Origin of the sequence: Catenulispora rubra (assembly GCF_015356825.1) — a bacterium.
Lineage (GTDB): Bacteria > Actinomycetota > Actinomycetes > Streptomycetales > Catenulisporaceae > Catenulispora > Catenulispora rubra.
Map to the genome: position 1 here is coordinate 1 of NZ_JAACYW010000336.1, position 12,046 is coordinate 12,046.

Genomic DNA, 12,046 nt, shown 5'->3' on the forward strand with positions numbered 1-12,046 from the left:
GCCGTGAGCCCCGCGTCGCCGCCCCCGGAGCGCCGCTCGCGCAGCCGGATGCCGCTCGCGATCGCGATCTGCGTCGTCGGCACGGCGGTCCTGGTCGTGGCCATCGTCGTCTCGATGAACTCCGGCGACTCCTCGCCGAACCAGCCGGTCGCCCAGGGCGCGACCACCTCGAAGTCGTCGAGCCCGGCCAAATCGGCGACCACCAGCTCGGGCCAGGCCGCGGCGCCCTCCGGCACCCCGTCGGGCCCGCCGGCCTCGGCCTCGGCCCAGACCTCGCCGTCCACCTCAGCGACCACCTCCGCGACCACCTCCGCAACGACCTCCGCGACCACGTCGTCGTCGAGCCCGACGTCCAGCGCCTCCACCCCGTCGACCGCGCCCACCGACGTCGCGACCCAGCTGAGCACGTTCATCACCAACTACTACGGCCTGCTCCCGGGCAACCTCAACGCGGCCTGGCCGCAGATGACGGCCGCCTACCAGACGAACGTGGCCCGCGGCTTCGGCAACTACCAGTCCTTCTGGAACAGCTACCAGCAGGTCACGCTCTCGGACGTGGTGGCCACCCCGCCGTCCACGGTCGTTGCGACCATCCACTACGTCTCGAAGGACGGCACCCACACCGACGAGCGCACGACCTTCGGCCTGGTCAAGGACGGCACCAGCTGGAAGATCGACACCAGCCACGTCGGATAGGCAGTCAGGCGCCTGATCCAGGAGCCCCGGCCAGCAGGCTCTCGGCGATGAAGCCGAGCACCTTGTCGGTCAGCAGCCGGACGTCCTCCGCCGGCGCCGCCCGCAGCGGCCCCTGCTCGATCAGCACCGCCAGACCGTGCACCGTCGACCAGACCGGGAACTCGATCCCCTCGCGCCGCCGCGGGTCGAGCAGCCCGACGTCGACCAGCTCGTCCAGCACGTCCCGCAACTGCGCCAGCGGGGTCCGGGACGAACCCGCCGCGTTCTCCGGGATGAAGTAAGGGTGCTGCTCCGGCACCGCGAAGGCCGTGGCGAACAGTTTCGGCTCGGTGCGCGCGAAGTCCAGGTAGGCCGTGCCGACCGCGGCCATCCGCCCGAACGCGGCGTCGGCATTGCCACGTTCCCCCGGCACGGCCGCCACCGCCGCGGCCATCCGCGCGCCGAACTCGTCCATCGCCGCCGCGCACACCGCCGCCAGCAGCTCGTCGCGGTCGGCGAAGTGCCGGTAGGCGGCGTTCGGCACGACCCCGACGATCCGGGTCGCCTCGCGCAGTACCACGGCGTCCGGCCCGCCGGCCCGGGCCAGCTCCAGCCCGGCGGCGATCAGGCCCTCGCGGACCGCACCGCGCGGGCGCCGCGCCGTGGACCGCGGACCGGACGCGGTCCCGGCACCGACCGGGGACCGGGAACCGGCCGTCGAGCTGGGATTCTCCGCGGCGGATCGCTCGGTGCTCATCCGCTCACGATATCAATGTGGACAGTGTCCACCTAGCGGGGTTAACGTGGACAGTGTCCACAACAGCACCGCCCCGACTCCGACCGAACGGAGATCACCATGACCAGAATGACTCCCCTCCTGGAGAACAACGAATGGTCCGCACAGACTTTCACCCCGGTGCCGCTCAGCCCGCCGACCGCCCAGGTCATCGTCGTGACCTGCCTGGACCACCGGCTGGACCCGGCCCGGATCCTGGGCCTGGACCCCGGTGACGCCCCCGTCATCCGCAACGCCGGCGGACGCGTCACCGAGTCCGTCGTCGCCGACATCGCCTACCTCGGCTTCCTGGCCCGGCAGGTGTTCGGCGTCGAAGGCCCGCTCTTCGAGATCGCGGTCATCCACCACACCCAGTGCGGCACCGGCTTCCTGGCCGATCCCGGCTTCCGCGACCAGGCCGCCGTGGCGACCGGCGTGCCCGCCCCGACGCTGGCCGCCACCACGGTCGACGACCCGTCCGTGACGGTGAAGGAGGACGTCGAGCGCCTGCTCGGCTCACCCCTGCTCCCGCCCGGGACCACCGTCTCGGGGCACGTCTACGACGTGGACACCGGACGGGTCGCCATGGTGCTCGACACGCCTACCGGAACGTGAACCGGTCGATGAGCAGGTACGTCCCGCTCTGCTTGACCAGCCGGATCGTGTGCACGCCGGGCGTCAGACCGTCGACGTGGTAGACGACCTGCTGAACCTGCCGCGTCGGGTTGGCGGCGCTGACGGTCTGCCGGAGCTGGCCGTCCACATAGACCGCGATGTTCCCTTCATCAGTGTTCTTCTCCGTCACGACGTCGACACCGGTCCCGGACCAGGTCCCGGTGACCGAATCCCCGTTGCCAGCCGTGTAATGCACGCCGTCGCCGAAGTCCCCGACGCCACGTCCGCTGCTCACGGCCCACGTCCCGCAGTAGCGCAGCGAGGCGTCGGAGTCGTCGATCGTCTTGTCCAGTTCGTAGCCGTCGATGGTGGCGTAGGTGCCGGACTGCTTGGTAAGCACCACCGTGTGAGCGCCGTAGGGCAGGTTCGACACCTGATACACCGGCTGCTGGATCTGGCGCGCGCCGGTGGTCGAGGTGTCCACGGTGCCGGCGGCGGCGCCGTCCAGGGTCACGGCGAGCGTGCCCTGGTCGTTGTTCCGTTCGCCGAGGACGCGGATGCCGGTTCCCGTGAAGGAGAAGGTGGCGCTGTCGCCGTTGGCGGTGGCGGCGTGCACGTCTTCCCCGAGGTCGCCGTAGTCGCGTCCGCCGTAGGACTGCCACGAGCTGCCGGTGTAGGTGATCGTGCCGGGCGCCAGCAGCGAGCCGACGGCGCCGTCGTTGACGAGGTCGGCCTCGGGGATGGCGACGTTCTTGTACGCGGACTCCAGCCCGGCCGCCGCGACGATGCTCTGCGCCCCGGAGGGCCATACGCCGTTGGTCACGTAGGTCATGGTGGTGATGGGGACGTTGGTCCCGTTGTTATAGAGACGGGTGACGTCGCTGTAGTTGTCGTGCAGGGTGTCGTCGTGGATCGTCGGGGTCCACATGTTGGCCCAGTTCCCGGCGGGCTGGCTCACCACGTTGCCGCCGACGTCCCACCAGGAGCTGCCCTCGTCCAGATAGACGCCGTGGCAGCCGGCGCTGGCGGCGGTGCAGGTGCTGAGGACGTTGCCGCTGAAGGTGGAGTGGACGCTGCCGTCGCCTTGGCCGCCGAGGGTGTAGACGAGGCCGCCGTCGTTGAGGACCTGCATGACGTCGTGGACGTAGTCGCCGGTGATGGCGTTGCCCTGGGAGTAGATGGTGCCGTGGCGGTCGCCGCCGTTGGTCGAGGCCCAACCCCAGCCCCAGCCCAGGGAGATGCCGGAGTAGGGGGTGTGGCCGATGTCGTTGTGCGCGAGCGTGACGGCGCGGCCGTTGCCGACGAGGATGCCGACGCAGTCCTGGTATTCCTGGCCGACGTAGGAGATCGCGTTGTCGGAGACGGTGTCGCCGGAGGTCATGAGGGCCGGGTCGGCGAGGTAGAAGTCGTCGAACTCGCCGACGCTGACGCCGCTGCCTGAGGTGTCGTAGATGCGGTTGCCGTTGACGGTGCTGTCCTGCGTGCCGTTCGCGAGATCGACGGCGGTGCCGCCGAGGTGGGAGAAGGTGCCGCCGGATATCTCGATCCGCTGGCCGCGGCTCACCTGCACGGCGGCGCCGACGCGGCCGGCCACCGCCGGGGTGCCGGTCCAGGTGACGCCGGCCTGGTTGTCGCGGTAGCCGTTCGGGCCGCTGGCGCCGAGCCAGGTGGCGTAGGAGAAGGTGATGCCGCGCAGGGCGATGTCGTGGACCGGGGCGATGGCGGCGGTGATCGGGACGTAGCCGTCGATCAGCAGGTAGGTGTTGTCCTTCTTCACCAGACGCACGGTGTGCGTGCCCTGCGACAGGCCGGTCTTGGAGTAGACGACCTGCTGCGCGAGGCGTTCGGCGGTGCGGTTCGCGGTGACGGTGCGGTCGAGGACTCCGTCGACGTAGACGTCGATGTCGCCTTCGTCGCTGTTGGCCTCGGACAGGACGTTGATCCCGGTGCCGGTGAAGGTGATGGTCGCGGAGTCGCCGTTGGTGGTGCCGTAGTGGACGTCGTCACCGAGGTCGCCGTAGGTGCGGCCGCTGCTGGTTCCCCAGCTGCTGCCGGTGTAGGTGATGCTGGGGTCGGTGTCGTCGACCGGGGTCAGGTGACCGGGGGTACCGGCGAGGGAGACCAGGGTCTGGGCCGTCGGCAGTTCGACGTCGGCGCTCGACAGGTCCTCACCGGCGCGCGGGACGTAGTACACGTATCCGGCTGTGGAGTCGAGGTAGAACTGGCCGGGCGCGGACAGCAGCGCGTAGTTGTTCTCGATCCAGCTGATCGAGTCCAGACCCGGGGATCCGCCGCCGTTGTAGGGGAAGTAGCCCGAGGGGTAGGGCGGGGCGCCGGCGTTGCCGAAGCAGGGCTGCGCGAGCGTGAACGCCGAGCCGCCGCCGGCCGCCGGGGTGATCGCGGTGACCGGGCAGCGCAGCTCCTTCCAGGCGTTGAGGTGGACGATCTCGACGGCGGCCGGGTTGGACCAGCTCAGGTACTGCGGGTCGGTGGTGGTGAAGCCGGTCGCGGTGACCGTGAACCCGGCGGGGTTCACCGCGCTGCGGGCGCGTTCGGCGCGGACGCCGTTGACGAACAGCTGGCGCGACTGCGTGCCGGCCGGGACCGCGGCGCGGTAGACGCCCTTGCCCGAGTCGTAGAGCTGCCATCCGGACACCTTCTGGCCGCCGGAGAACACCGGCTTCTCCCCCGGATACGCCTGCCAGACGACGGTGTGGCCGTTGGTCCCGGAGTCGGCCGGGGTGAAGGAGAGCGGCGCGGACAGCTGGTAGGTGCCGCCGCGCAGGTCCACGGTGATGTCGCCGGACATGGCCGGCACCAGGGTCCTGACCGTCTGCTGGGCCTTGGCCAGCGAACACGGGTTGTCGAGCGTGCACGAGGCGCCGTTGCCGCCGGGGCTGGCGTACAGGGTGGCGGCACCGGCCCTGGCCTTGGCCGCCGCAGCGGCAGCCGCAGCAGCCTGATGCGTGCCGACGGGCACCAGAGCCGCGGCGACGAGCGCCGCGCCGGTCCAACTGAGCAATATTCGTCGCAAAGACATCCGATGACACTCTCCCGGAACGTGGGGTTTTGGCCGGACAGTGAGCGATCAGGGTGCGCATTCATTGGATGTTTTAGCAACACGTTCGCAACCTGGCAATCCCCTGCGACCTTTGACCGCCGACCGACCCGGCACTTCGCCAGCCCGCCTGTCGGCGCCGCCGCATAGCCTGCGGACCGAATCGAGTCGTTCTTCGGGAGGTCACACACACATGGGCGGCGACGGGGTTCGCACCATCACCGAGCCGTGGGAGGACCCGGACTGGCAAGAAGCCGTCTTCACGCGCGGGACGGCCTCGGTGCTGGACTTCTTCGAGTTCATGTCCGGCGAAGGCCAGGAGGACAAAGCGGGAAGGATGCGGCTGCTGACCGACGCTGAGACACGAGCGTGGGCGCCGAGCGGCTGGCCCACCTATGCCGAGTGGAACGACGCCCTGAGATCGGAAGACTTGTGGGATTTTAGATCGGCTACTGGGGGATCACAGCGGACTGAGCGTCGCCGGGCCGAGCCGAGAGCGATATGCACCGGAGCGCCCACTCGCCGTCCGCCAGATCCGCAACCGAGATTGCCAACCCAGATTTATCAACCTAGATTGTCCATATGGACTCCCCCCGTGTGGACGACCTGTCCACCGCGCTGTTCAGCGCGATCAGCCTCGTGGTCCGCCGGCTGCGCCAGACCGCCGCGCCCGGCGAGCCTTCGCTCCCGGAGCGCTCGGCGCTGGCCCGGCTGGACCGGAACGGCCCGGCCACTGCCGCCGACCTGGCGCGGGCCGAGCAGATCAGTCCGCAGGCGATGGGCATCACGCTGGCCTCGCTGGAGGAGCGGGGGCTGGTCGAGCGGCGGCGGGACGAGGAGGACCGGCGGCGCTCGGTGACCGTCGTGACCGAGGCGGGGCGGGAGGCGCTGCGGCTCAAGCGCAGCGCCCGCGCCGCGGCCATAGCGGCCGGGCTGGCCGACGGGTTCACCGACGAGGAGTTGCGGACGCTGGCTGCCGCGGCGCCCCTGATACAGCGCCTCGCGGAGAAGATCTGATGGCGGTCGCCACGGCCGCGGTGCCGACCACCGACAAGCGCTACCAGTGGGTCGCGCTGACCAACACCACCGCGGCGATGTTCATGTCGGCGCTGGACGGCTCGATCGTCCTGATCGCGCTGCCGCCGATCTTCCGCGGCATCCACCTGGACCCGCTGGCGCCCGGGAACATCGTCTACCTGCTGTGGATGATCATGGGGTACCGCCTGGTGCAGGCGGTGTTCGTGGTCACGCTCGGCCGGCTCGGCGACATGTTCGGGCGCGTGCGCACCTACAACGCCGGGTTCATGGTCTTCACCATCGCCTCGGTGCTGTTGTCCTTCGATCCCTTCGACGGGACGCACGGCGCGATGTGGCTGATCGGCTGGCGTTTACTGCAAGCCGTCGGCGGCTCGATGCTGACGGCCAACTCCGCGGCCATCCTCACCGACGCCTTCCCGCCCGAGCGGCGCGGCTTCGCGCTCGGCATCAACCAGGTCGCGGCGCTGGCCGGGATGTTCATCGGGCTGGTGGCCGGCGGGCTGTTGTCGGCGTGGGACTGGCGTGCGGTGTTCTGGGTGAACGTGCCGGTCGGGGTGTTCGGCACGTACTGGGCCTACCGGCGGCTGCGCGAGACCAGCCGGGCCACCGGCGGGCGGATCGACTGGTGGGGCAACGTCACGTTCGCCGTCGGCCTCGGCTCGGTGCTGATCGGCGTCACGCAGGGCCTGCAGCCGTACCACGGCAGCGCGATGGGCTGGGCGAACCCGACCGTGATCGCGCTGCTGAGCGTGGGTGTCGGGAGCCTGATCGCGTTCTACTTCATCGAGTCGCGGATCGCCGAGCCGATGTTCGACCTGTCGCTGTTCAAGATCCACGACTTCACCGTCGGCAACGCCGCCTCGCTGGCGATCTCGGTGGCGCGCGGCGGGTTGCAGTTCGTGCTGGTGATCTGGCTGCAGGGCATATGGCTGCCGCTGCACGGCTACGACTACAGCGACACCCCGTTGTGGGCCGGCATCTTCCTGCTCCCGATGACCGTCGGCTTCCTGATATCCGGGCCGGTGTCCGGCTACCTGTCCGACCGCTTCGGCTCGCGCGGGCTGTCCACCGCCGGCGCGGCCGTGTTCGGCTCCAGCTTCATCGGCCTGATGCTGCTCCCGGTCCAGTTCCCGTACTGGGCCTTCGCGTCCCTGATCGCGCTGAACGGCATAGGCAGCGGCATGTTCGGCGCCCCGAACACCTCCTCCATCATGAGCAGCGTCCCGGCCGGCAAGCGCGGCGCCGCCTCCGGGATGCGCGCCACGTTCCAGAACTCCGGCACCGCGGTGTCCATCGGCGTGTTCTTCTCGCTGATGATCGCCGGCCTGGCCGCCCGGCTGCCGCACACGCTCACCACCAGCCTGCAGGCGCAGGGCGTGTCGGCGCACGCCGCGACGCAGATCGGGCACCTGCCGCCGGTGTCCTCGCTGTTCGCCGCGATGCTCGGCGTCAACCCGGTCGAGCACCTGCTGGCCGGTGCCAACGCCCTGAACTCGCTGACCCCCGCCGCGCACGCCACCCTCACCGGACGCGAGTTCTTCCCGAACCTGCTGTCAGGCCCCTTCCACCAGGGGCTGATCGTGGTGTTCTCGGTCGCCACGGGACTGTCCGCGCTGGCGGTGATCGCGTGCCTGCGGCGCGGGAAGGGACTGAACGTCAAGGAACTGAACGTCAAGAAGGAAATCGCCGACAGCGAGGCCTGATCCGCTCTCGTTCGGACCAATGCCCGTCCTTCCTCCGCGTGGCAGGTGGTTGACACCCGGCGGCGGCGGATACACCGGGGAGCATGACGAACCCGCCCTCGACGCTGACCACCGACCGCGCCGAGGAGGAGCCGACCGGCAGCGACGCGGGGTACCAGAAGACGCTGGCGAACTTCCAGATCCAGATGATCGCCTTCGGCGGGGCGATCGGCGTCGGGCTGTTCCTCGGCTCGGCGGGGGCGCTGCACCGGTCCGGTCCGGGACTGGTGCTCGCCTACGCCCTGGCCGGGATCTCGGCGTTCTTCGTGATGCGCGCGCTCGGAGAGCTGGTGTTGTACCGGCCCACGTCCGGGAGCTTCGTGGTGTACGCCAGGGAGTTCATCGGGCCGTGGGCCGGCTACGCCTGCGGATGGATGTACTGGCTGAACTGGGCCATGACCGGCGTCGCGGAGCTGACGGCGGTCGGGATCTACATGCACTACTGGTTCCCGGCGCTGCCGCAGTGGCTCTCGGCGCTGGCGGCGCTCGGCGTGCTGCTCGGGGCGAACCTGGTGTCGGTGAAGGTCTTCGGTGACCTGGAGACCTGGTTCGCGCTGTGCAAGATCCTCGCGATCCTGGTCTTCCTGGTGGTCGCGGTCGCGCTGCTGCTCACCCACGCCGGGATCGGCACGCACCACGCGGGCTGGGCCAACGTCTCCGCGCACGGCGGGATGTTCCCGAAGGGCATGTGGGCGGTGCTGGTCAGCCTGCAGTCGGTGGTCTTCGCGTACGCCGCGATCGAACTGGTCGGCATCACCGCCGGGGAGACGGCCGAGCCGCGCAAGGTGGTGCCGAAGGCGGTGCGCGCGGTGGTCTGGCGCATCGCCGTGTTCTACGTCGGGTCGGTCGGGCTGCTGGTGCTGGTATTGCCGTGGACGCTGTACCACGAGGGCGAGAGCCCGTTCGTGACGGTGTTCTCGATGCTCGGGGTGCCGGGCGTCGGCGGCGTGATGAACTTCGTGGTGCTGACCGCCGCGCTGTCGTCGACCAACTCGGGGCTGTACTCCACGGGGCGGATCCTGCGCGCGCTGGCGGAACGGCACGAGGCGCCGCAGTACGTCTCGCGGATGAACAGCCGCGGCGTGCCGCACGGCGGCATCATGCTGACGGCGGCGGTGTACCTGGCCGGCGTGCTGCTGAACCTCGTGGTGCCCTCGCGCGCGTTCGACATCGCGACGTCCACGGCGTCGCTCGGGGTGCTGACGACGTGGGCGACGATCCTGGTGTGCCAGGCACGGCTGAAGGCGGCCTCAGAGCTGCCGGGGAGCCCCGTGCACCGGCCGGGGTTCCGGATGCCGGGGTCGCCGTGGACGAACTACGCGGTGTTGGTGTTCCTGGCCGGGGTGCTGGTGTTGATGGGGGACAGTTCGGACGAGCGGCCGGTGCTGGCTTCGGTGCCGGTGATCGTGCTGGTGCTGTGGGTGGGGTGGCGGGCGATCAAGCGGCGGTTTCCGGTGGATGCGGTGTAGGGGTGGGTCGGTTGTGCGGCACAGGATGCGCATGCCGCCGGCGACATCCGACTGGCGGCTGGCGGCTGGCGGAATGATTCGAACCGCCGCCCGACCCTTTCAGTGCGCGACCTTGTCCATCGCGAACCACCCGCGCAGCGCCCCAGCAGCCTGATCCACCGCGTGGCGTGCCGCGTCGACCGCCCCGGTCATGGTGAAGAAACCGTGCACCATCCCCTCATACCGCGTGAGCTCCACGCTGACCCCGGCCGCGGCCAGGCGCCGCGCGTACGCCTCGCCCTGGTCCCGCAGCGGGTCGTACTCGGCGGTGATGATCAGCGCCGGCGGCAGGCCCGACAGGTCCGGCGCGAGCAGCGGCGAGGCGAGCGGGTTGAGCGCGTCGGCCTCGTCGGCCAGGTAGTGCTTGCGGTACCAGGACACGGAGCGGTGGTTGAACAGCCACGGGTCCCCGTTCTGGAGCATCGAGCCCTCGACCGCGAGCTGGTCGGTGTTGGGGTAGACGAGCAGCTGCCCGGCCAGCTCCAGCTCGTCGTCGCGGGCCAGCAGCGCGGCGACCGCGGCGAGGTTGCCGCCCGCGCTGTCGCCGGCGACGGCCAGGGTGCCCGCGTTCGTGCCGAACTCGTCCGAGTGCGCGGCGATGTGGCGCAGCACGTCGTGGCAGTCGTTGACGGCCGCCGGGAAGCGGTGCTCGGGCGCCAGCCGGTAGCCGACCGCGACGACCTGGACCCCGGCCAGGTTGGCGAGCGAGCGGCACACGCCGTCGCTGGTGTCCAGGCCCCCGAGCGTCCAGCCGCCCCCGAAGAAGTACAGCAGCGTCGGCAGCACCGCCTCGGCGCTCGGGCGGTAGACCCGGACCGGGATGTCGCGCCCCTCCGCCGGTACCGCCCGGTCGACCACCTCGTGCACCGGCTCCGGGTCGTGCGCCTCGGCCTGGATCGAGGCGAGGTCGGCGGCCCGTGCCTCGGCGAGGCTGAGCGTGTAGAGCTGCGGCGCGGCGGCCTGGACTCGGCGCTCGCGCATGGCCTGGATCTGGGGGTCGAGGGGCATCAGGGTTCCTTCGGGTGGAGCCGGAGCGGCTGATGGCTGATGGGGTGTGGTGCGATGCGGGGTGGCATCTTGCTGTCGTGCTGTCGTGCTGTCGTGTGGTCATGCGGTCCACGTGGTGTGGCTGACGGATAGGCGCGGTGTGTGCGACTTCGGATATCAGGGTGCGTGGATGGGCTGCCGCGCCGGGTACTGTGGGCGGAGGAACCTCCCGAGCGCGCGGATCGTCTCGGTCGCGGCGACGGTCTGCGCCCGCGCGTTGCCGTGCAGGCCGTCGGCGCTGGTGGAGTCCATGGCGGTGGCGATCGGGTGGCCCGCGAGGTCGATGTGGAGCGTGCCGGCGGCGGCCGCGACGGCGTTCGTGCGGGCGCCGAGCGCGGCCATGCGTTCGGTGCCGGTCGGGCGCAGCCAGGCGGGCAGGCTCGGGTAGGCCGGGCGGACGAAGATCGAGACCGTGATGACCATCGCTCCACACTCTTGCAGAGCCCTGATAATCTCCGCCAGCTCCGCGTCCACCGCATCGGCACGAGTTTCGTAGCCGGGACGCAGCGCGTCATTGGCGCCACACGCGACCAGCGCCAGATCCGGCGCGAACGCGAGCGCCGATTCGAGCTGTCCCTCACGCACCTCGTGCGCCCGCAGGCCGCGCTGCCCCAGGTTCAGGTACGCGAGCCCGGGCCGGACGCTCGCGAGCTCGGCGGCGACCCGGTCGGCGTACGGCATCGTGCTATAGCCGGGCACCGAGTCGGCGACGCCCTCGGCGATACTGTCGCCGAGCACTGCGAAACGGCGCCACGGATGCCCGCCGAGCAACGCCCCCGCCTCGCCGACCCGCAGGCAGTACGGATCGGCGGCCTCAGTCAGCACGGTCACGGCACCCACTCGCTCACCTCGACCCGGAACTCATCGGCGCCGGCCAGCGCCACCGCGGCGCGGAACCCGGCCGGCACCTCGACATCGACCACCCGATACACCCCCGCGACGAACTCGACGATCCCGCCCGGCGGCGTCAGCAGCGGCAGAACCTGCGTGAGGCGGCCGCCGGCGGCCTTGGTGACGGCTTCCTTACGGGCCCACAGCCGCGCGAACGCATCGGCGGGATCGGCGGCATCGGCAACATCCCGCGCTTCGGACGCCGGAAAGTAGCGCCGCGCCATACCGAGCACATCCAGCCCCGGAACGAGCCGCTGGATGTCGGCACCCACAGCGCGCACGCGGGAGACGGCGATCAGGCATCTGCCGCCGGAGTGCGAGAGGTTGGCATGGACTCCAGTCCACGGCCCGACCAACTCCGGCTTGCCCTGCGCACCGACCTCCCACTGAAGCTCGCCAGGCGGCGCACCAAGGCACTCACCGACGATCTGCCGCGTGGCCCCGTGCGCGATCACGAAGCGCCCGCGCGCCTCGGGAGTCGAAAAGCGCGTGACGCGCCGACGCTCCTGGGCATCAAGCGTGGCAAACAACTCAGCCACCGCGGAAGAAGGGACCTCGCCGACCAGCCACGCCGAGGCCACATCGCCAACGCCACCGACCGCCGCTCCCACACCGGCCCCGGCCTTGCTCGCAGGTCCAGCCTCGCCCCGAGCACCGCCCCCGACCGCGACCCCAGCGCCAGCCCTTACCTCAGTCC

Annotated in this window: 11 protein-coding genes; 5 read left to right on the forward strand and 6 right to left on the reverse strand. The window is 70.6% G+C overall.

Annotation, left to right across the window (positions count from 1 at the left end; translation table 11 throughout):
• Nucleotides 1-413 (reverse strand): hypothetical protein (locus GWK61_RS47250; protein WP_228564110.1); only part of this gene is annotated, 413 nt, incomplete at its 3' end.
• 52 nt (nucleotides 414-465) lie between these two features.
• Here GWK61_RS47250 and GWK61_RS47255 point away from each other — a divergent pair.
• Nucleotides 466-696, forward strand: coding sequence for a hypothetical protein (locus GWK61_RS47255; RefSeq protein ID WP_194919661.1), 231 nt, complete (start codon nucleotides 466-468; stop codon nucleotides 694-696).
• 4 nt (nucleotides 697-700) lie between these two features.
• Here GWK61_RS47255 and GWK61_RS47260 read toward each other — a convergent pair whose 3' ends face one another.
• On the reverse strand, nucleotides 701-1,432 hold the full coding sequence (locus GWK61_RS47260) for a TetR/AcrR family transcriptional regulator (RefSeq protein ID WP_194919663.1): 732 nt from the start codon (nucleotides 1,430-1,432) through the stop codon (nucleotides 701-703).
• Nucleotides 1,433-1,531: 99 nt separating this feature from the next.
• On the opposite strand from GWK61_RS47260, the gene GWK61_RS47265 reads away from it, so the two are divergent.
• The gene (locus GWK61_RS47265) at nucleotides 1,532-2,065 is read left to right on the forward strand and encodes a beta-class carbonic anhydrase (RefSeq protein WP_194919665.1); all 534 of its coding nucleotides are present in this window, start codon (nucleotides 1,532-1,534) and stop codon (nucleotides 2,063-2,065) included.
• Here the strand turns inward: GWK61_RS47265 and GWK61_RS47270 are convergent.
• The gene (locus GWK61_RS47270) at nucleotides 2,052-5,105 is read right to left on the reverse strand and encodes a hypothetical protein (protein ID WP_194919668.1); all 3,054 of its coding nucleotides are present in this window, start codon (nucleotides 5,103-5,105) and stop codon (nucleotides 2,052-2,054) included. The two genes, GWK61_RS47265 and GWK61_RS47270, sit on opposite strands and share 14 nt — an antisense overlap.
• Nucleotides 5,106-5,705: 600 nt before the next feature.
• Between GWK61_RS47270 and GWK61_RS47275 the strand changes: the two genes are divergently transcribed.
• The 3 genes from GWK61_RS47275 (at nucleotide 5,706) to GWK61_RS47285 (ending at nucleotide 9,372) form a co-directional block, all read left to right on the forward strand.
• On the forward strand, nucleotides 5,706-6,140 hold the full coding sequence (locus tag GWK61_RS47275) for a MarR family winged helix-turn-helix transcriptional regulator (RefSeq protein ID WP_194919670.1): 435 nt from the start codon (nucleotides 5,706-5,708) through the stop codon (nucleotides 6,138-6,140).
• Nucleotides 6,140-7,864 carry an MFS transporter gene (locus GWK61_RS47280; RefSeq protein WP_194919672.1) on the forward strand — a complete coding sequence of 575 codons (1,725 nt, stop codon included), beginning with the start codon at nucleotides 6,140-6,142 and terminating at the stop codon, nucleotides 7,862-7,864. Before GWK61_RS47275 ends, GWK61_RS47280 begins: the two co-directional genes overlap by 1 nt.
• An 83-nt stretch (nucleotides 7,865-7,947) precedes the next feature.
• Nucleotides 7,948-9,372: an amino acid permease gene (locus tag GWK61_RS47285; protein WP_267254558.1), complete on the forward strand. Its 1,425-nt coding sequence runs from the start codon at nucleotides 7,948-7,950 to the stop codon at nucleotides 9,370-9,372.
• Nucleotides 9,373-9,471: 99 nt separating this feature from the next.
• On the opposite strand, the gene lipP1 is transcribed toward GWK61_RS47285, so the two are convergent.
• From lipP1 to GWK61_RS60210, 3 genes are all read right to left on the reverse strand, one after another.
• Nucleotides 9,472-10,419 carry a LipP1 family hormone-sensitive lipase gene (gene lipP1 / locus GWK61_RS47290; protein ID WP_194919674.1) on the reverse strand — a complete coding sequence of 316 codons (948 nt, stop codon included), beginning with the start codon at nucleotides 10,417-10,419 and terminating at the stop codon, nucleotides 9,472-9,474.
• Between the two features lie 156 nt (nucleotides 10,420-10,575).
• Complete coding sequence (locus GWK61_RS47295; RefSeq protein WP_194919675.1) at nucleotides 10,576-11,298, reverse strand: SGNH/GDSL hydrolase family protein; 723 nt, start codon at nucleotides 11,296-11,298, stop codon at nucleotides 10,576-10,578.
• Nucleotides 11,286-11,960, reverse strand: coding sequence for a 4'-phosphopantetheinyl transferase family protein (locus tag GWK61_RS60210; protein WP_194919684.1), 675 nt, complete (start codon nucleotides 11,958-11,960; stop codon nucleotides 11,286-11,288). Before GWK61_RS60210 ends, GWK61_RS47295 begins: the two co-directional genes overlap by 13 nt.
• Nucleotides 11,961-12,046: the final 86 nt, after the last annotated feature.

Excerpts from the sequence above, each read along its gene's own strand:
- GWK61_RS47275 (WP_194919670.1), top strand. The coding sequence starts at position 5,706 with ATGGACTCCCCCCGTGTGGACGACCTGTCCACCGCGCTGTTCAGCGCG.
- GWK61_RS47280 (WP_194919672.1), top strand. The coding sequence starts at position 6,140 with ATGGCGGTCGCCACGGCCGCGGTGCCGACCACCGACAAGCGCTACCAG.
- GWK61_RS47270 (WP_194919668.1), bottom strand. The coding sequence starts at position 5,105 with ATGTCTTTGCGACGAATATTGCTCAGTTGGACCGGCGCGGCGCTCGTC.
- GWK61_RS47265 (WP_194919665.1), top strand. The coding sequence starts at position 1,532 with ATGACCAGAATGACTCCCCTCCTGGAGAACAACGAATGGTCCGCACAG.
- lipP1 (WP_194919674.1), bottom strand. The coding sequence starts at position 10,419 with ATGCCCCTCGACCCCCAGATCCAGGCCATGCGCGAGCGCCGAGTCCAG.
- GWK61_RS47255 (WP_194919661.1), top strand. The coding sequence starts at position 466 with ATGACGGCCGCCTACCAGACGAACGTGGCCCGCGGCTTCGGCAACTAC.
- GWK61_RS47260 (WP_194919663.1), bottom strand. The coding sequence starts at position 1,432 with ATGAGCACCGAGCGATCCGCCGCGGAGAATCCCAGCTCGACGGCCGGT.
- GWK61_RS47285 (WP_267254558.1), top strand. The coding sequence starts at position 7,948 with ATGACGAACCCGCCCTCGACGCTGACCACCGACCGCGCCGAGGAGGAG.